The following is a 16874-nucleotide window of genomic DNA, read 5'->3' on the forward strand; positions in this document are numbered from 1 at the left end:
TGTTTTTTTGTGTGGTTATCTCAGCCAATCGCCGCATCAATCGCGGCCAGGTGGCGCTGCTTCTCCGCCTCCTGCAGGAAGCTGCCGGTAAAGCTGTTGCGCGCCAGCTGGATCAGCTGCGCATCGGACAGCTCCAGCGCCTCGGCGGTCTGCTCGTAATTGCGCCCGATATAGCCGCCGAAATACGCCGGATCATCCGAGTTCACCGTCACCAGAAGCCCCAGCTCCAGCTGCGCCTTCACCGGGCTTTTCTTCAAATCATCAATCACGCACAGCGACAGGTTCGAGAGCGGGCAATTCGTCAGCGGCGTCTGGGTATCCCTCAGGATCTCGATCAGCGCCGGGTCTTCCATCGACCGGTTTCCATGATCGATCCGGTCCACCCCGATATCCAGCAGCGCCTCGCGCACATAGGCAGGCGGGCCCTCCTCGCCAGCGTGCATACACAGCTTGAACCCCATTTCCCGGCAGCGCTGGTAGAGCCGCTCGAACTTCAAGGGCGGATGCCCGACCTCGGAGGAATCAAGCCCCACGCCCACAAACCGGTCATGCCAGCGCTCGGACTCCACCAGAAGGTCAAACCCGTCCTGTTCCGACAGATGCCGCAGGAAGCTCATGATCAGGTAACCGGTCACGCCCAGCTCGCGCTCGCCCTTCTTGATCGCGGCGAGAATCCCATCGGTCACCACGTCAAACGGCACACCCCGCTCCGTATGCGCCTGCGGGTCATAGAACATCTCGACATGGCGCACATTGTCCGCCGCGGCGCGCTGCAGGTACGCCCAGGTCAGGTCGAAGAAATCCTCCTCGGTGCGCAGCACCTGCATCCCCTGATAATAGAGGTCGAGGAATTCCTGCAGGTTCGAGAAATTATAGGCCGCCCGCGCATCCTCCAGCGTCCTGAAGGGCAGGGTGATGCGGTTGCGCTCGGCCAGCGCCATCATCAGCTCCGGCTCGAAGCTGCCTTCGATATGCAGGTGAAGCTCAGCCTTGGGCAGGCGGCGGATCAGCTCGCTCTGGCTTGCCCGCCCCGCCATCAGGCTGCTGCCATCAGGCTCTGGAACAGGCCCGCCCCATCGGCGCCGCCTTCATGGCCGCCAATCGCGCGCTCAGGATGAGGCATCATGCCCAGCACCCTTCCATTATCAGACAGGATGCCCGCAATATCCCGCGAGGCCCCGTTCGGGTTCTCGCCCTTGGCATAGCGAAACGCGATCCGGCCTTCGCCCTCCAGCCGGTCCAGCGTCGTATCATCAGCAAAGTAATTGCCATCATGATGCGCAATCGGGATCACCACCTCGCGCGAGGCATAGGCGCTCGTGAACGCCGTATTCGCGCTCTCCACCGTCAGCTTCTGCGGCCGGCAGACAAAGTGCAGCGAGGCATTGCGCATCAGCGCGCCGGGCAGCAGGCCGGTCTCCGTCAGGATCTGGAAGCCATTGCAGATGCCCAGCACATAGCCGCCGCGCGCCGCATGGTCCTTCAGCTGCGAGATCACCGGCGAATTGCCCGCCATCGCCCCGCAGCGCAGGTAATCCCCATACGAAAACCCGCCCGGCACCAGCACGAGGTCCGTCCCCGCCGGGATTTCCCCATCCTTGTGCCAGACCATGGCTGGGGCCTTGCCGGTCATTTTCGCAAGCGCAACCTGCGCATCGCGGTCACAATTGGAACCGGGAAAAACAATCACAGCGGATTTCATGGCGCGCTCTTCTGCAGCAATGTGGGCTCTTTAGCAGGGAGTCGGGGGGCAAGGAAACCGTGTAGACGCCGCGCCACACAATGCGGCTTTTGGGCAACACTGGCCGGCCTGAAATGCGAATCCGGGTTGTCCGGGCTCCCGGCCTGCGCCATCTGTGCACGCATCAGCACAGGAGATTGATCGCATGAAGAAAGTTCTCGCTGCAATGACGGTCGCGGTGGCTCTGCCGATGCTCGCCGCCTGCAATACGATCGAAGGTATCGGCAAGGATGTGAAGGCCGGTGGCCAGGCGGTTGAAGAAGTCGCCCGCGACACCCGCGAAGAACTGACCAAGTAAGCAGTCCAGCCCGCCCGGCCCGCGTTTGGCCGCGGCCGGGCGGTTCTCATTTGCCTTGGAAGATGAACCAGGCGCCCAGCGCGATCAGGCCGAACCCCACCGCATGGTTCCAGCCGAGCGGCTCCTTAAGCACCCACACGGAAAAGCCCGCAAACACGATCAGGGTAATCACCTCCTGGATCGTCTTCAGCTCGGCCGCCGAATAGACCGCATGGCCCCACCGGTTGGCCGGCACGGCGAAGAAATACTCGAACAGCGCAATCCCCCAGCTGGCAAAGATCACCAGCAGCAGCGGCGCCGCCTTGAACTTCAGATGGCCATACCAGGCGAGTGTCATGAACAGGTTCGACACCGACAGCAGAACAATCGGCAGCACATAGGGCGACATCGGGCAGGGGCTCCTCGAAAAGCGTGCAGGAAAGGCTGGAATCGCCCCGTTCCGGGCTTATCTGCAGAGGCATAGAATGCTGCCGGAACGAGTGGAAGGAGGCCGCCCCATGAGACTGTCCATGATGATGCCGCTGGCCGCCGGCGGCGCGTTCCTCCTCACCGGCTGCCACACGGTCGAAGGCGTCGGCCGCGACATCCAGGCCGTCGGCACCGGCATTGCCTATGTCGCGCGCGACACCAATGACCAGCTGTTCGGCGGCTATGGCGGCTCGCCGCAGGGCACCGCGGAGGTCGGCGAGCCGTGCGACGCGCTGGGCGATGAACTCGCCGGCGGCAGCGGCCTTCCGCCCTGTCCGCGCTGACCGGTCAGAGGCCGGAAGGCGAGGGGCTTATCCAACACTTTTTTCGCCTAACCCCCTGATAACTCACGAATCGCAAAAAACTTGTCCGACCCCCTCGGCGCCGGGCGTATACTGCGCGCCATGACACCGCGCCGCCCCCTGCATGAAGACCCCGACGCCCTCGACCGGCTGCTCGGGCAGGCGCGCGGGCTCATCCTCGGCCTGATCGCTGAGGCCTCCCGCCTGCTCGGCGGCGCGCGCACGAAGGAGGCCCTGAACGCGGCCCTGCGCACTGCGATCCTTCCGGCAGAAGCCGCCCTGCGCCGCGCCATCCTGCTCATCGCCCGCACACTTTCCGCACCATCGCGCCCCGCCGCCCGGACACCGCCCTCTCACCCGGCCATCCCCTCCGCAGACGCCCGCGCACCCCGCCGCCCCAGCTTCCGCATGCGTGAAGCCCGGCCCCGCGCAGGGGCTGCTGCTCCAGCCCCAAAGCCCGGTTCTGCCGCCACGCCCTACGACCCGGCCCGCACCGCCGCCCGGCTCGCCCGCCGCCTCGAAGCCCTCGATGCCGCCGCCGCCAATCCCGTGCGCGAGGCAAGACGCTGGCTCCGCCGCACCCTGAAGGCCGCCGCCACCCGCAAACCGCTCCCCATCCCCCGCTTCGACCACATCCCCGGCCTCACAGCCCTGCCACAAGAATCCCGCCCGCTCCTGACGACTCTGAACGCAGAAGCCCGCAACCTCTTCACGCTGCCGGATACGTCCTGAGAGCCATTCCCCCCTCCGTCTCGCGCTGACGCGCGATCCACCTCCTCCGATTTGCTGGGGAGGATAAGCGCGCCGCCTTGAGCGAAGTGCAACACCATCCTCCCCCGTTTACGGGGGAGGTGCCCCGAAGGGGCGGAGGGGGCCTAATCCCCGAACACCCCGATCACCGGCACATGGTCGGACGGTTTCTCCAGCGCCCTGGCCTTGCGGTAGATCTCGCAACCCTCCAGCCGGTCGGTCATGCGGGGGCAGGCGAGGAGGTGGTCGATGCGGATGCCATGATCCTTCTGGAACGCCCCGGCCTGATAATCCCAGAAGGTATACTGGTGCGCCCGCCCGTCACAGGCCGCGAAGGCGTCGGTCAGGCCCAGATACTTCAGCCGCCGCCAGGCCGCCCGCGTCTCCGGCTGGCCGAGGGCGTCGGTGTTCCACACCGTATCGTCCCAGCAATCCTCGGGGCCGGGGATCGCATTGTAATCGCCGCACAGCACGAACGGCTCCTCCGCCGCCAGCAGCGCGCGGGCATGGTCTTCCAGCGCGGCGGTCCATTCCAGCTTGTAGTCATATTTCTCGCCGGGCGCGGGATTGCCGTTGGGCAGGTAGATCCCCCCGACCCGCACGGGGCGCTCGGCCATCACTGTCGCCTCGATATAGCGCGACTGGTCATCGGCCAGCGTCGGCAGGCCCTTCACCACGTCTTCCAGCGGAAATTTCGACAGGATCGCGACCCCGTTATAGGTCTTCTGGCCATGCACCGCGCAGGTCCAGCCCTGTTCCTCGATCTCCAGATACGGGAAAGCGTCCGTCTCGCACTTCAGTTCCTGAAGGCAGACAACATCCGCTTCGATGGCCTCCAGCACCGCCAGAACCGTGGGCAGGCGCGCCTTGACCGAGTTGACATTCCAGGTGGCGATCCGCATGGGCACCCCAATAGCAGCTTCCGCCCATTGTTCCAGCAGGAGCCGGGGGCTATATTCACCTGAGCTGTACGGGAGTCGCGTTCATGGCGCCAAGCTGGATTCAGTTGCTGATCGTGGTGGTCGTCGCCCTCCTGCTGTTTGGCGGGCGGGGGCGGATTTCCTCGATCATGGGTGACATGGCCAAGGGCATCGGCGCCTTCCGCAAGGGGCTGAAGGATGAAGAGGCCAAGCCCGTCGCCAAGGACGACATGGTCGACATCACGCCCAAGAAGGACGAGTCGAAGTCGGCGTCCTGACGGTCTGATACGGAGGGCGCATCGCCATGCTGCCCGGAATCGGGTTTTCCGAACTCTTGCTGCTCGGCCTTGCGGCGCTGATCATCATCGGCCCGAAGGACTTGCCCATGATGATGCGCAAGATCGGCCAGTTCGTCGGCAAAGGCCGGCAGATGGCCCGCGAATTCCAGTCGGCGTTCGATGACATTGCCCGCCAGAGCGAGCTCGACGAGCTCAAGAAGGAAATCGAGGACCTTCGCCGCGCGAACACCTTCAAATCCGCGCAGGATGACCTGGCCGCCTATGAGGCGGACGTGAACTCCGCCGTCATGCGCGCCTCCTCGCCGCCTGCTTCTCCGCCGCCGCAGCCTGAACCGGAGGCCGAGCCCGCCCCGCCGCGCAAAGGGGAGGCGTCATGACCACCGCCCCGCCGAAGGACGAGCAGCCCGAAATCCTCGACGACGAAGTGGAATCGAGCCGCGCGCCCTTGCTCGACCATCTGATTGAGCTGCGCAGCCGCCTCGTCAAATCCCTCCTCGCGCTCGCGGCTGCAACAATCTGCGCCTTCTTCTTTGCGGACCAGATCTACAATTTGCTGGTCGCGCCCTTTGATGCCACCGCGCTGGATATTCGCGGCTCGCGCCTTGAATTCATCTACACAGCGCCGCTCGAATTCTTCTTCGCAAAGCTGAAGCTGGCGATGTTCGCCGGCCTCTTCCTCGCCTTTCCGGTGATCGCCTGGCAGGTCTATGCCTTTGTCGCGCCGGGCCTTTACAAGTCAGAGCGCGGGGCCTTCTGGCCCTATCTCATCTTCGCGCCGATCCTGTTCTCGCTCGGCGCAGCCTTTGTCTATTTCATCATGCTGCCGATGCTGGCGCGCTTCACCGTCTCGATGGAGCAGGTGGACGCGGCCACCACCACCATCCGCATGATGCCGCGCGTCGGGGATTACCTCTCGCTCGTCATGGCGCTGATGCTGGCCTTCGGCCTGTCCTTCCAGCTGCCGGTGATCCTGACCCTCTTGGCCAAGATTGGCCTCGTCACCGCCTCCGGGCTCGGCAAGGGCCGCAAATATGCCCTCGTCGGCATCCTCGCTTTCGGCGCATTGTTCACCCCTCCCGATGCGATTTCGCAGGTTCTGCTCGCCGTTCCGGTGTACCTGCTTTACGAGCTGTCCATCCTCTGCGTGAAAATGATCGAGAAGAAAGCGGCGGCTGCAGAGGCCAGCGCCGCAGCGGAGTAGACCAGACCTGCAATCGCGCCGTTGCAATTTGCGGCCAGCTGGGGAACGGTGCGCCCCGGACAGAACATCCCGCTTCCCGAGAAACGAGGAGCCTACCGGCCGTGGCGCGCGTCAGAAGTGTCCTGCTTGTCGATTTCGACAACATCTTCGGAGCGACCGGCGAGGACATCGTGACGGGCCTGCCGCACTGGCTGCTCTGGCTGGAAGATGGCGCCTTTTCCAAGGACAATCGCCGCCGCCGCCTGGTCGAGAAACGGGTCTACTGGAACCTCCAGTTCGACATGTATCGCCCGCCTTTCGAGGCCGCCGGCTTCACCGCCTTCAACTGCCGCGCGCTCGCCAAGCGCAAGATCAGCGCGGGCAAGAGCTCGGCGGACATCGTGATGACGATGGATGCGATGGAGCTGTCGATGAATGGCAGCAAGTTCGACGAGATGATCCTCTTGACGACCGATTCCGATTTCGTGCCGCTGGTGAACCGGATCACCGCCGGAACCCACCGCGTCGTTGCCGCCGGCAAAGAAACCGACCCGACCTACGAAACCTACAGCCAGCATGCCGACGCTGTGATCCACATGGCGGCGCTGAAGGCGGGGTTCGGCTATGAGCGGGCAAGGCGCAAATGGTATCGCCTGCGCTCGGCGCCGCCGGACATTCCGGCGCTGAGCCTTGTGAAGGAGCGCCGCTCGGCCTTCATGAGCCGGGTGCGCCGCGATCTTGATGCGACCGAGGCCGTGCAGGAGGGCGTCGCGCCCGAACTGGTCACAGCGGCCAAGCGCGTGCGCGAGATTGCCGAACGCCTGCCCGACCAGCCGGTGTCGAAATCCCGTATCATCAAGGCGCTCACGGGCATGCCGGAATTCGTGCCCGCCTATCATGGCGGGGTGAAACCCTGGCTCGGCCACAAGAATTATGCCGCCATGATGCGCCGCCTCGCGCAGGTCGAACCGGGCCTTGAGGTGACCAATGCGGGCAAGAACAAGGTCGAGGTGACCTGGCGCGAGCGGCCGAAACCGGCGCGCGAGACCGGCCCGGCGGCGGAGCCTGTGCCCGAGCCTGCCTCGGGGCTTCATGCGGCGCCGGTGCGCCTGACCGAGGAGGCTGGCCCCGGCGAGGCGGAGGCACCGGCAGAGCCGGGAGAGCGCCCCGGCGCGCGGGCCTGAGGGCGCGGCCCGGCCCTGTGGACAGGAGGGGGGCAGCGGATTAGACGCTTGGCCGGAAACCCGCAGCTAAACCCCTGACACCAGAGGCAAAGTCCGCCCATGTTCGACATCCGCGCGATCCGCGAAAACCCTGATGCTTTCCGCAAGGCCTGGAACCGGCGCAAGGACGGGCTCGGCTCGGTCGTTGATGAAATTCGGGAATGGGACGCCAAATGGCGCGCCGCGACCTCTGCCAAGCAGGAGGCCGAAAGCGCGCGCAATGCCAACTCCAAGCTGATCGGCCAGGCGAAAGCGAAGAAGGACGAGGCGGAAGCTGCGCGCCTGATGGCGCTGGTGGCCGAGGCCAAGTCTGCCATCGAGGAAGCCGGCGAAGAAGAGGACAAGGCCCGCAAGGCGCTCGACGACATCCTGATGGGCCTGCCCAACCTGCCGCTGGACGAAGTGCCGGACGGGGCGGATGAGCAGGGCAATATCGAGAAAAGCCGCTGGGGCGAGCCGAAGCGCCTCAACGACCCGAAAGACCATGCCGATCTCGGCGAAGCCCTGAAAGGGCAGGGCGGGTTCCCGCTGATGGACTTCGAAGCCGCCGCCCGCATGAGCGGCGCGCGGTTCGTGGCCCTGCGCGGCAAACTCACCCGCCTCGAACGCGCCCTCGCCAACTTCATGCTCGACCTTCAGACAACGGAGCATGGGTATGAGGAGATGAGCGTGCCACTGCTGGTGCGCGATCAGGCGCTGATGGGCACGGGGCAACTTCCGAAATTTGAGGAGGATTTGTTCAGCGTCGACAACGAGCTTTCCTCTTTAGAGTTTGCTGACAAAATATTGCGACTGCCGCTAGCAACGATTGATGAAATGCGTCAGCATCCTTCGGCAACACTCAATCTGCTCGAGAGCATTATCGTATCGCATAAAGTAGAAGAAGGTCCCATTATTGAACTCAGAGACCTTATACGAGACGAGATTGTTCCCGAAATCGATCATGCCAAAACTTTGACCGATGAGGCTGTCAGCGGACTCAAGGATAGAATATCAGAGCTTCGATCAATCGGGTATCGACCGCAATTCCTCATCCCCACCGCTGAAGTACCCCTCACCAATCTCATCCGTGAACAGATCCTCGATGCGGCGCAGCTTCCGCTCCGCTTCACCGCTCACACGCCCTGCTTCCGCTCTGAAGCCGGCAGCGCGGGGCGCGATACGAAGGGCATGATCCGCCAGCACCAGTTCTACAAGGTCGAGCTCGTCTCCATCGTGGCCGGTGAGGCCGAGGGCCTTGCTGAGCTGGAGCGCATGACGTCGTGTGCGGAGGAAGTGCTGAAACGCCTCGAACTGCCCTTCCGCCGCATGCTGCTCTGTGCCGGCGATATGGGCGCAGGCGCGCGCAAGACCTATGACCTTGAGGTGTGGCTGCCCTCGCAGAACACCTACCGCGAAATCTCCTCCTGCTCCTATTGCGGCGACTTCCAGGCAAGGCGCATGGACGCCCGCTACCGCCCCGAACCCAAGGCGAAGACAGAGTTTGTCCACACGCTGAACGGCTCCGGCCTCGCCGTCGGGCGCACGCTGGTGGCGGTGCTGGAGAATTATCAGAATGCGGACGGTTCGATTACGGTGCCGAAGGCGCTCGTGCCCTATATGGGCGGGGTTGACAGGATCGATTAGGCAGAGCCCCCTCCGCCCTCCGGGCACCTCCCCCGCAAGCGGGGGAGGATGGTGTTTTGCGACTTCTCAACCGTTCGGGATGCTGATGGCTTGGTGGTGATATCCTCCCCTGCGAAGCGGGGGAGGTGGCTGCGAAGCAGTCGGAGGGGGAGCGGCGGTCAGGTCCAAGTGAGCCCCCTCCGCCCCTTCGGGCCTTCTCGGGGCGTTTGCAGTGCAAACGCTTCTCCCTCGAAGCCCCCGTAAACGGGGGAGAATGGTGTTGTGGCTGCTTTCGGCGTAGGGTTGAGGGCGAGGTGGCAGAGCAGCGCAATCCTCCCCCGCCTGCGGGGGAGGTGCCCGCAGGGCGGAGGGGGAAATTTGCGAGACCGCGAGAAGCCCACGCTGCAGAAAGCCCGCGCCCTGCGCAAGGCGATGCCCCGGGCCGAGGTGATCCTGTGGAGCCGGCTCCGGCGGCAGCAGCTGGGGGGTTACAGGTTTCGCCGGCAGGTTCCGGTCGGGCCGTGCATCGCCGACTTTGCGTGTCTCGAGCTCAAGCTGATTGTCGAGGTGGACGGCGCCACGCACAGCAGCGCCGATGAGATCGCGTACGACCGCCGCCGCACGGCGTTCCTCGAGCGCGAGGGCTGGCATGTCTGGCGGGTGTGGAATATCGAGATCGATGAAAACCTTGACGGCGTACTGGAGGGGCTTTTGATCACGATACGGAATATGGAAGGGTTGCGATGACTGGATGTTCCCTCTCCGAAGTAATAGGAGGTGAGGGCCGATGCGCATTCTGCTGACCAATGATGACGGCATCAACGCGCCCGGCCTGGCTGTGCTGGAGGAGATTGCGCGGGAGCTGTCCGATGACATCTGGATCGCCGCGCCGGAGGAGGAGCAGTCCGGCAAGAGCCGGGCGATTTCGCTGACGCAGCCGGTGCGGGTGAGGAAGGTCGGCGCCAAGAGCTGGGCGGTGGCGGGCACGCCGTCGGACGCGGTGCTGCTGGCGGCGAAGGATCTGATGCCGGAGACGCCGGCGCTGGTCTTGTCGGGCGTCAACCGCGGCCAGAACATTGCCGAGGATACGAGCTTTTCGGGCACAGTGGCGGCGGCGATGTTCGGGATGCAGCTCGGCATTCCGTCGATCGCGCTGAGTCAGGCGCAGAATTTCCGCCAGCGTGGCTCGCTGCCCTGGGAGACGGCGAAGGCCTGGGGCGCGCGCACGCTGAAGCCGCTCCTCGAGATTGGCTGGCCGGATGATGTGGTGCTGAACGTCAACTTTCCGGATGTGGAACCCAGCGACGTGAAAGGCGTGCAGATCACGCGGCAGGGATTCCGGGATGAGACGATCATCCATACCGACCGGCGCGAAGACCTGCGCGGCAATGATTACTATTGGGTCGGCTATCGCAGCCGCCTGTCGCGGCCAGATGAAGGCACGGATTTGCGCGCGGTGTATGAGGGCTATGTCTCGGTCTCGCCGCTGCATGTGGACCTGACGCATGAGGCCTTCCTCAGCCGGCTGCGCGGGGCGTGGCCGGGATGAGCGCGCAGCTCGAAGCGCGGGGCCGGATGATGCTGCGGCTGCGCGAGGCGGGCGTGACCGACGCGCATGTGCTGGCGCGGATGGAAACGGTGAGCCGGGCGGATTTCGTGGACGCGCCGGAGCTTGCCCTGCTGGCGCTGGAGGACGGCGTGCTGCCGATCCCCTGCGGGCAGGTGATGCTGCGGCCCGGCCTTGTGGGACTGCTGCTGCAGGCGCTGGGGCTCGCGCCCGGCAGCGGGGCACGGGTGCTGCTGGTGGGGGCGGGTTCGGGCTATATGGCGGCGCTGCTGGCAGGGCTCGCCGGGCCGGTGATCGCGGTGGAGCGGTATGGCCGGCTGGTGGAGGAGGCGCGCGGGCGGCTCGCCCGGCTCGGCGTCAAGGGAGCCGAGGTGCATCACGCTGACGGGCTGGAGGGCTGGCTGGACGGGGCGCCCTATGACCGCATCCTGCTGGCCGGACAGGTGCAGGCGGTGCCGGAAGTGCTGCTGGCACAGCTGGCGCCGCAGGGGCGGTTGGTGGCCCCGGCGGGGCCGCCGGGCGCGGCGGCGGAACTGGTGACGTGCGGGCCGGAGGGGGAGGCGGCAAGGTTGCCCCTGTTCCAGCGTGCCCCGATGCTGAGGCCGGGGCGGTCTCAAGTGCTTTGAAATGCGTCAGAATCGCCTGCAGGGCTTGTTTGCCAATCGGGGCCTGCACAGCTATAGGGCTGGGGATTCAAGGCGCACTCGCCGCCGCCTTCTAAGAAATTTCTGGAGATAACACTGATGTCTGCGCGTTTTCTCGCCCTTGCGGCCCTGTCCCTTGGCCTCGCCCTGCCGGCCGCGGCACAGGCCGCCCCGGCCGGCCCCAGCATCTGGACGCAGATCCTGTTCTTCCTGCCGCTGATCCTGATCTTCTACTTCCTGCTGATCCGCCCGCAGCAGCAGCGCGCCAAGAAGCACACTGAAATGGTCAATGGCATCAAGCGCGGCGACACGATCGTCACCTCCGGCGGCCTGATCGGCAAGGTCAACAAGGTCAATGACAACGAACTGTCGGTGGACCTGGCGGATAATGTGCGCGTCCGCGTCATCAAGGCGATGGTCATAGAGGTCCGCAACAAGGCCGAGCCGGTTCCGGCAAACGACTGATCCGCCCCTAGCGCGCCCCGCGGTCCGAGAGCCCGATCATGCTTCAGTTTCCGCCCTGGAAAGTCATCCTCATTCTGCTCGTGCTCGGCTGGGGCGGGCTGATGGCCCTGCCGAATGTCGTCAACATGTCCGGCGCGCCGGCCTTCGTGCCCAAGAGCCCGGTCAATCTGGGTCTCGACCTGCGCGGCGGGGTGTATCTTGAAATGGAGATCCGGCCGGAGGAAGTGATCAACGGCCAGCTCGAGATTTTCGGGCGCGATGTCCGCTCCGCCTTTCCCCGCACAGCCGAGCGTGAGCCGATTTTCCACGAAACCCAGCTGCGCGGCCGGGTGATGACCCTGCGCCTGACGCGGGCGGACGAGAATGGCAATTTCCCGGTGGAAGAGGCCCTGCAGCGCCTGCAGCGGGTGAACCCGCAGATCGAGGGCGGCCTCGCGGGCGGGCGGATGTTCGATATCCAGCGCGCGGGCGTGGACCGGATCACCATTGGCGTGTCGTCAGCTTCGGAAGAGGCGATGATGGAAGACGCGCTGCGCAAGACCATGATCATCGTGCGCCGCCGGGTGGACCCGGACGGGGTGGCCGAGATTTCGCTGACGCCGTCCGGCAACAGCCGCATCGTGCTGGAAGCGCCGGGTGAGCCCGACCCGCAGCGCCTGCGCGACCTGCTGACCCGCGACGGCCGGATGACGTTCAATCTCGTTGAGGACAGCGACCTGGAAATCCTCCAGGCGCAGGCCGGCGTGGTGAAGCCGGGATACCGGCTGCTCTCGGGGCCGGAGACCGGGCCGCTGCTGGTGCGCGAGATCCCAGAAGTCGTCGGCTCGGACATCGCCAGCGCCAGCCAGGGCAATGACGAATACAACCGCCCCCAGATCAATTTCCGCCTGAACGCCAATGGTGCGCGGAAGTTCTTTGACACGACGCGGATGAATACCGGCAAGCGCTTCGCCATCGTGCTGGATGATGTGATCATGTCGGCCCCGACGATCCAGCAGCCGATACCTGGCGGCAATGTGCGCATCACGGGCCGTTTCACGATGGAGGAGGCGCAGGATCTTGCGGCCATCATCTCGGCCGGGGAGATGCCGGCGAAGCTGCAATTCCTCGATCAGCGGGTTGTCAGCCCGACCCTGGGACAGGACTCGATCAATGCCGGCGTGCGCGCCTCGGTCATCGGGCTCGTGCTGGTCGCAGTGTTCATGCTGATTGCCTACAATTTGATTGGCACCTTCGCGGTCATCTCGCTCTCGGCCAATATCATCCTGATCTTCGGGGCCTTGTCCGGCATCGGCGCCACGCTGACCCTGCCGGGTATTGCGGGCATCATCCTGACGATCGGTATGGCGGTGGACGCCAACGTGCTCGTCTTCGAACGTATCCGCGAGGAGCAGCGATCCGGACGCTCGGTGCTGACGGCCATCCAGGCGGGCTATGAACGCGCGCTCTCGACCATTCTTGACGCCAACATCACGACGCTGATCGCCGCCGCGATCCTCTATGTGCTCGGCTCCGGCCCGGTGAAGGGGTTTGCGGTGACGCTTGGAGTCGGCATCCTGACTTCGGTGTTCACGGCCTTCGTGGTCACGCGCTGGATGACGGTGATGTATGTCAAGGCTGCGCGGCCGAAGTCGCTGGCGATCTGACGGGCAGGAGACGACCATGCTGATGAAACTCTGGCCCGCCGAGACCAAACTCAATTTCATGTCACTGCGCACGGTGGGCACGCTGCTGTCCATCATCATGCTGACGGCTTCGGTCTTCTTCCTGGTGACGCGCGGCCTGAATTTCGGCGTCGATTTTGCCGGCGGCACCGTGATCGAGCTGGAGCTGAAGGATGATGTGACGGTCGAGAATGTGCGCGCAATGATGCCGTTCAATGCCGACATCAACTCTGCTGTCGGCACCGATGCGCGCCAGATTGTCGTGATCAAGTTCGGCGAGGCCCCGGCAGCGCTGCTGGGAGAGGAATTCCAGGCCCTGCCGCCGGAGGACCAGGCCGAGCGCGCCTCGCAGGTGACCAACGAGTTTGCGGTGAACCTCCTGAAGGAGCGGTTCGGCCTGCAGGACATCGAATTCCTGCGAAATGACACGGTGGGGCCGAAAGTCTCCGCCGAGCTGTTCCGGGACGGGATCACGGCGCTCGTCGTCGCGCTGATCCTGATGCTCTGCTATATCTGGTACCGGTTCGAATGGCAGTTCTCGGTCGGCGCCGTGGCGGCGTTGGCCCATGACGTGCTGATCACGCTGGGCCTGTTTGCGCTGCTGCAACTTGAGTTCAACCTGACGACCATCGCGGCGCTCTTGACCATCATCGGCTATTCGATGAACGACACGGTGGTGGTGTTCGACCGGGTGCGGGAGGAACGCCGCAAATACAAGAAGATGCCCGACCGGGAGGTCATCAACCTCGCCCTGAACCTGACGCTGACGCGCACGATCCTGACCTCGGGCACGACGCTGCTGGCGCTGCTGGCGATCTTCTTCCTCGGCGGGCCGGTGCTGCGCGGCATGAGCTTTGCGCTGATCTGGGGCATCGTGATCGGGACCTATTCCTCGATCTTCATTGCCTCCTCGATCGTGCTGTCGCTGGGCATGGACCTCAACAAGAAACCTGTCGAGGACACGCCAGGCTTCCAGGGCGCGCCCTGAGGCAGGCTCAGAGGCTGACGACATAGAAAAAGGCCGGGCCCTGACAGGACCGGCCTTTTGCGTTTCAGGGCAGGGAGCGCTTCAGACGTTGAAGCGGAACAGCATTACGTCGCCGTCCTGCACGATGTATTCCTTGCCTTCGGAGCGCATCTTGCCGGTATCCTTGGCGCCTGCCTCGCCGCCGCAGGCCACATAATCCTCGAAGGCGATGGTCTCGGCGCGGATGAAGCCCTTCTCGAAATCGCCATGGATGACCCCGGCGGCTTTCGGCGCGGTCCAGCCCTTGCGGATGGTCCAGGCGCGGGTCTCCTTGGGGCCGGCGGTGAAATAGGTCTGCAGGCCAAGCAGCTGGTAGCCGGCGCGGATGAGGCGGGTGAGGCCGGCTTCCTCGAGGCCGAGGGTTTCGAGGAATTCGGCGGCCTCGGCATCGTCGAGCATCGCAAGCTCGGCCTCGATCTGTGCGGAGATGACCACGCAGATGGCGCCTTCCTGCTTGGCGCGCTCTTCCACGCGCTGGGAATAGGCATTGCCGGTGGCGGCGCTTGCCTCATCGACATTGGCGACGAAGAGGACCGGCTTGGCGGTCAGCAGCTGGAGCATGTTCCACGCCTTCACATCGTCGGCGGGGACCACGGCGCGGCGGGCGGGCTTGCCTTCGGTCAGCTGGGCGAGGGCAAGGTCCATCAGGGCGACCTGGGCCTTCGCGTCCTTGTCGCCGGAATTGGCTTTCTTGACGATGTTGGCCTTGCGCTTCTCGAGGCTTTCGAGGTCTGCGAGCATCAGCTCGGTCTCGACCACTTCGAAGTCCGCGATGGGATCGACCGTGCCGCGGACATGGGTGATGTCGTCATTGTCGAAGCAGCGCAGCACATAGATGATGGCATCAGTCTCGCGGATATTGGCGAGGAATTTGTTGCCGAGGCCTTCGCCCTGGCTCGCGCCTTCAACGAGGCCGGCGATGTCCACGAAGTTCATGCGCGCGGGGATGATCTCCTTCGAGCCGGCGACGCGGGCCAGTTCGGCAAGGCGCGGTTCCGGCACGGCCACTTCACCGACATTCGGCTCGATGGTGCAGAAAGGATAGTTGGCCGCCTGCGCGGCGGCCGTGCGGGTGAGAGCATTGAAGAGGGTGGACTTGCCGACATTCGGCAGCCCGACGATACCGCATTTGAAGCCCATGGGGCGTTAACCTTCATCCAGGACAGAGGAATATCCGAAGTGCGCGCCTTAGCCCCTTTCGCCGGTGAAAAACAGGCACAAAAATCGCTTGTCAGCAGCAGCACTGGCGCGCAATGGCGCAGCCGGTATGGTGAAGCACCGCTTGTACCTGCGGAGGTAGCGTCGAATGACCCATGATGTTTTCCTGGTCGCCTGTGTTGCAGACCGGGACACTGCGCGCCTGATCGCGCGGCGCCTGAGGGCGCTGAAGTTCAAGGTCTCGTTCAACCAGACCCATACCGATGAGAGTTTCGAGCCGAAGGATGCGCGCGACTCGGCCAATTCGCAGTCCGTGCTGGTGCTGTGGTCGGCCGAGGCGGTGAAGAGCGACTGGGTGCGCGCCGCCGCCGCGATTGGCCATTCCCGGGCGGATGTGCTGATCCATGCCGCGCTCGACCGGACGATCCCCTATGAGCCCTACCGGCAGGAAAAACGCTTCGCGCTGGAAGGGCTGACCTCCCGCAAGGCGCCGGAGGGCTTCTTCCAGCTGGTCGAGGAGCTCGGCCGCCGCGACGGGCGGGTGGGCCTCAAGGAATGGATGAAGTTCGGCGCCAAGGATGACGAGAAACGCGCAGCCTGGATGGCCGCCAACCCGAATGACCCGATCTCTCAGGACGCGCGCCGCAAGCGCGAGAAGGACCTCGGCCTGAAGCCGGCGCCGGCGCGCGAGGCGATTGGCGCGGCAGCCCTGGCAGCGGCCTCCCTCAAGGCCAATGGCACCAAATCCCCGGCGCCGCCGCCGGCGCCCGCGCCTATGCCGGGCGCGCAGGTGGTGCGCAATCCGCTGGAGGAGCTCGGCGTAGGCTGGGGTACGATGGCGGGGGTCTCTGCGGCGATTGTCGGCATGCTGGTGCTCGCCTGGGTGTTCCGCTCCGAGCCTGCCTCGCAGGCCGACATGGCCGTCCAGAGCCGCGCCATCGCCAATGCGCGCCTGCCGGCTGCCGTCTGCCCTGCCGGGACGGTGCCGCGCGGGCTGCTGACGGTGCTGGAGCCCGGCCCGATCATTGATGACACGCAGCCGATGATTATCGACGATACCGAAACACCTGAGACCGGCGGCGGGTAAGCCCGCCGTCTGGGGGCGCGAGGGGCGGCGGGAACGCGGCGCGGGAGGCTCAACAGGGCCAGCGCGCGTTCCCGTTTCCCGCTCCTCCTCGCCGGGCCGTACCGGGCCAAGAAAAAAGCCGCTGGGGACATCCCCGGCGGCTTTCTTGTGTCTGGACCTTCAGGTCGCCTGGCAGGTCTGGCGGGTCAGCTCAGCGCACGCTCGATTTCGCGGGCGGCGGTTTCGAACTGGTCGGCGCCGGTGTCGGCGGCGAGGATGCGGCGAGCGGCGGCGGTCGCGGCATCGGCAGCGGCGCGGCGCACTTCGCTGGCGGCCTCGGCTTCGGCGCGCGCGATGCGGGCTTCAGCCTGAGCCTCGCGGCGGGCGATCTTGTCGGCGAGGTCGCGGCGGGCGTCCTCGAGCATCGCCTTGGCGTCGCGCTTGGCCTGTTCGATGATCGCTTCGGCTTCCTTGTCGGCGTCCTGGGCGCGGCGCTC

Annotated in this window: 20 protein-coding genes and 1 pseudogene; 15 read left to right on the forward strand and 6 right to left on the reverse strand. The window is 65.1% G+C overall.

What is annotated here, in order from left to right:
• Positions 1–20: 20 nt before the first annotated feature.
• Together ACK4SV_RS11430 and purQ are read right to left on the reverse strand one after the other, a co-directional pair.
• The gene (locus ACK4SV_RS11430) at positions 21–1037 is read right to left on the reverse strand and encodes an adenosine deaminase (protein ID WP_409917961.1); all 1017 of its coding nucleotides are present in this window, start codon (positions 1035–1037) and stop codon (positions 21–23) included.
• Positions 1037–1702 (reverse strand): phosphoribosylformylglycinamidine synthase subunit PurQ, encoded by a 666-nt coding sequence (gene purQ / locus ACK4SV_RS11435; protein ID WP_409917962.1) that lies wholly within the window; start codon positions 1700–1702, stop codon positions 1037–1039. The genes ACK4SV_RS11430 and purQ overlap by 1 nt, the downstream gene beginning before the upstream one ends.
• A 184-nt stretch (positions 1703–1886) precedes the next feature.
• Between purQ and ACK4SV_RS11440 the strand changes: the two genes are divergently transcribed.
• Positions 1887–2039, forward strand: a complete 153-nt coding sequence (locus ACK4SV_RS11440; RefSeq protein WP_409917963.1) for an entericidin A/B family lipoprotein — start codon at positions 1887–1889, stop codon at positions 2037–2039.
• A gap of 46 nt (positions 2040–2085) precedes the next feature.
• Here ACK4SV_RS11440 and ACK4SV_RS11445 read toward each other — a convergent pair whose 3' ends face one another.
• Positions 2086–2427, reverse strand: coding sequence for a DMT family protein (locus ACK4SV_RS11445; protein WP_409917964.1), 342 nt, complete (start codon positions 2425–2427; stop codon positions 2086–2088).
• Positions 2428–2536: 109 nt separating this feature from the next.
• Here ACK4SV_RS11445 and ACK4SV_RS11450 point away from each other — a divergent pair, with 109 nt between their 5' ends.
• Positions 2537–2791, forward strand: coding sequence for a hypothetical protein (locus ACK4SV_RS11450; protein WP_409917965.1), 255 nt, complete (start codon positions 2537–2539; stop codon positions 2789–2791).
• An 81-nt stretch (positions 2792–2872) separates the two neighbouring features.
• Positions 2873–3541: a hypothetical protein gene (locus tag ACK4SV_RS11455; RefSeq protein WP_409917966.1), complete on the forward strand. Its 669-nt coding sequence runs from the start codon at positions 2873–2875 to the stop codon at positions 3539–3541.
• A 143-nt stretch (positions 3542–3684) separates the two neighbouring features.
• Here the strand turns inward: ACK4SV_RS11455 and xth are convergent, their stop codons facing one another.
• Positions 3685–4461, reverse strand: coding sequence for an exodeoxyribonuclease III (gene xth / locus ACK4SV_RS11460; RefSeq protein ID WP_409917967.1), 777 nt, complete (start codon positions 4459–4461; stop codon positions 3685–3687).
• An 83-nt stretch (positions 4462–4544) separates the two neighbouring features.
• On the opposite strand from xth, the gene tatA reads away from it, so the two are divergent.
• The 11 genes from tatA (at position 4545) to secF (ending at position 14114) form a co-directional block, all read left to right on the forward strand.
• Complete coding sequence (tatA, locus tag ACK4SV_RS11465) at positions 4545–4757, forward strand: twin-arginine translocase TatA/TatE family subunit (protein ID WP_409917968.1); 213 nt, start codon at positions 4545–4547, stop codon at positions 4755–4757.
• Positions 4758–4783: 26 nt separating this feature from the next.
• Positions 4784–5155: a Sec-independent protein translocase protein TatB gene (gene tatB / locus ACK4SV_RS11470; protein ID WP_409917969.1), complete on the forward strand. Its 372-nt coding sequence runs from the start codon at positions 4784–4786 to the stop codon at positions 5153–5155.
• Positions 5152–5979, forward strand: coding sequence for a twin-arginine translocase subunit TatC (gene tatC, locus ACK4SV_RS11475; protein ID WP_409917970.1), 828 nt, complete (start codon positions 5152–5154; stop codon positions 5977–5979). The genes tatB and tatC overlap by 4 nt, the downstream gene beginning before the upstream one ends.
• 101 nt (positions 5980–6080) lie before the next feature.
• On the forward strand, positions 6081–7142 hold the full coding sequence (locus ACK4SV_RS11480) for an NYN domain-containing protein (RefSeq protein ID WP_409917971.1): 1062 nt from the start codon (positions 6081–6083) through the stop codon (positions 7140–7142).
• A gap of 99 nt (positions 7143–7241) precedes the next feature.
• Positions 7242–8807: a serine--tRNA ligase gene (serS, locus tag ACK4SV_RS11485; protein WP_409917972.1), complete on the forward strand. Its 1566-nt coding sequence runs from the start codon at positions 7242–7244 to the stop codon at positions 8805–8807.
• 357 nt (positions 8808–9164) lie between these two features.
• Positions 9165–9533, forward strand: coding sequence for an endonuclease domain-containing protein (locus ACK4SV_RS11490; protein WP_409917973.1), 369 nt, complete (start codon positions 9165–9167; stop codon positions 9531–9533).
• 40 nt (positions 9534–9573) lie between these two features.
• A complete protein-coding gene (surE, locus tag ACK4SV_RS11495) occupies positions 9574–10335 on the forward strand; it encodes a 5'/3'-nucleotidase SurE (protein ID WP_409917974.1) in 762 nt (253 codons plus the stop codon).
• Positions 10332–10979: a protein-L-isoaspartate O-methyltransferase family protein gene (locus ACK4SV_RS11500; protein WP_409917975.1), complete on the forward strand. Its 648-nt coding sequence runs from the start codon at positions 10332–10334 to the stop codon at positions 10977–10979. Before surE ends, ACK4SV_RS11500 begins: the two co-directional genes overlap by 4 nt.
• Before the next feature lie 117 nt (positions 10980–11096).
• On the forward strand, positions 11097–11462 hold the full coding sequence (yajC, locus tag ACK4SV_RS11505; RefSeq protein ID WP_409917976.1) for a preprotein translocase subunit YajC: 366 nt from the start codon (positions 11097–11099) through the stop codon (positions 11460–11462).
• A 38-nt stretch (positions 11463–11500) separates the two neighbouring features.
• On the forward strand, positions 11501–13108 hold the full coding sequence (secD, locus tag ACK4SV_RS11510) for a protein translocase subunit SecD (protein ID WP_409917977.1): 1608 nt from the start codon (positions 11501–11503) through the stop codon (positions 13106–13108).
• A 16-nt stretch (positions 13109–13124) separates the two neighbouring features.
• Positions 13125–14114, forward strand: coding sequence for a protein translocase subunit SecF (gene secF / locus ACK4SV_RS11515; protein ID WP_409917978.1), 990 nt, complete (start codon positions 13125–13127; stop codon positions 14112–14114).
• Between the two features lie 81 nt (positions 14115–14195).
• On the opposite strand, the gene ychF is transcribed toward secF, so the two are convergent.
• A complete protein-coding gene (ychF, locus tag ACK4SV_RS11520; RefSeq protein ID WP_409917979.1) occupies positions 14196–15293 on the reverse strand; it encodes a redox-regulated ATPase YchF in 1098 nt (365 codons plus the stop codon).
• 166 nt (positions 15294–15459) lie between these two features.
• On the opposite strand from ychF, the gene ACK4SV_RS11525 reads away from it, so the two are divergent.
• A complete protein-coding gene (locus ACK4SV_RS11525; RefSeq protein WP_409917980.1) occupies positions 15460–16398 on the forward strand; it encodes a hypothetical protein in 939 nt (312 codons plus the stop codon).
• Between the two features lie 185 nt (positions 16399–16583).
• Here the strand turns inward: ACK4SV_RS11525 and ACK4SV_RS11530 are convergent.
• Positions 16584–16874 (reverse strand): annotated as a pseudogene (locus tag ACK4SV_RS11530) (ATP F0F1 synthase subunit B); the annotation flags it as partial.

Origin of the sequence: Hyphomonas sp. (assembly GCF_046313735.1) — a bacterium.
Taxonomy (GTDB): domain Bacteria; phylum Pseudomonadota; class Alphaproteobacteria; order Caulobacterales; family Hyphomonadaceae; genus Hyphomonas.

Excerpts from the sequence above, each read along its gene's own strand:
- ACK4SV_RS11525 (WP_409917980.1), top strand. The coding sequence starts at position 15,460 with ATGACCCATGATGTTTTCCTGGTCGCCTGTGTTGCAGACCGGGACACT.
- yajC (WP_409917976.1), top strand. The coding sequence starts at position 11,097 with ATGTCTGCGCGTTTTCTCGCCCTTGCGGCCCTGTCCCTTGGCCTCGCC.
- surE (WP_409917974.1), top strand. The coding sequence starts at position 9,574 with ATGCGCATTCTGCTGACCAATGATGACGGCATCAACGCGCCCGGCCTG.
- secD (WP_409917977.1), top strand. The coding sequence starts at position 11,501 with ATGCTTCAGTTTCCGCCCTGGAAAGTCATCCTCATTCTGCTCGTGCTC.
- tatC (WP_409917970.1), top strand. The coding sequence starts at position 5,152 with ATGACCACCGCCCCGCCGAAGGACGAGCAGCCCGAAATCCTCGACGAC.
- ACK4SV_RS11445 (WP_409917964.1), bottom strand. The coding sequence starts at position 2,427 with ATGTCGCCCTATGTGCTGCCGATTGTTCTGCTGTCGGTGTCGAACCTG.
- ACK4SV_RS11430 (WP_409917961.1), bottom strand. The coding sequence starts at position 1,037 with ATGGCGGGGCGGGCAAGCCAGAGCGAGCTGATCCGCCGCCTGCCCAAG.
- ACK4SV_RS11440 (WP_409917963.1), top strand. The coding sequence starts at position 1,887 with ATGAAGAAAGTTCTCGCTGCAATGACGGTCGCGGTGGCTCTGCCGATG.
- xth (WP_409917967.1), bottom strand. The coding sequence starts at position 4,461 with ATGCGGATCGCCACCTGGAATGTCAACTCGGTCAAGGCGCGCCTGCCC.
- ychF (WP_409917979.1), bottom strand. The coding sequence starts at position 15,293 with ATGGGCTTCAAATGCGGTATCGTCGGGCTGCCGAATGTCGGCAAGTCC.
- tatB (WP_409917969.1), top strand. The coding sequence starts at position 4,784 with ATGCTGCCCGGAATCGGGTTTTCCGAACTCTTGCTGCTCGGCCTTGCG.
- ACK4SV_RS11450 (WP_409917965.1), top strand. The coding sequence starts at position 2,537 with ATGAGACTGTCCATGATGATGCCGCTGGCCGCCGGCGGCGCGTTCCTC.
- purQ (WP_409917962.1), bottom strand. The coding sequence starts at position 1,702 with ATGAAATCCGCTGTGATTGTTTTTCCCGGTTCCAATTGTGACCGCGAT.
- secF (WP_409917978.1), top strand. The coding sequence starts at position 13,125 with ATGCTGATGAAACTCTGGCCCGCCGAGACCAAACTCAATTTCATGTCA.
- tatA (WP_409917968.1), top strand. The coding sequence starts at position 4,545 with ATGGCGCCAAGCTGGATTCAGTTGCTGATCGTGGTGGTCGTCGCCCTC.
- ACK4SV_RS11500 (WP_409917975.1), top strand. The coding sequence starts at position 10,332 with ATGAGCGCGCAGCTCGAAGCGCGGGGCCGGATGATGCTGCGGCTGCGC.
- serS (WP_409917972.1), top strand. The coding sequence starts at position 7,242 with ATGTTCGACATCCGCGCGATCCGCGAAAACCCTGATGCTTTCCGCAAG.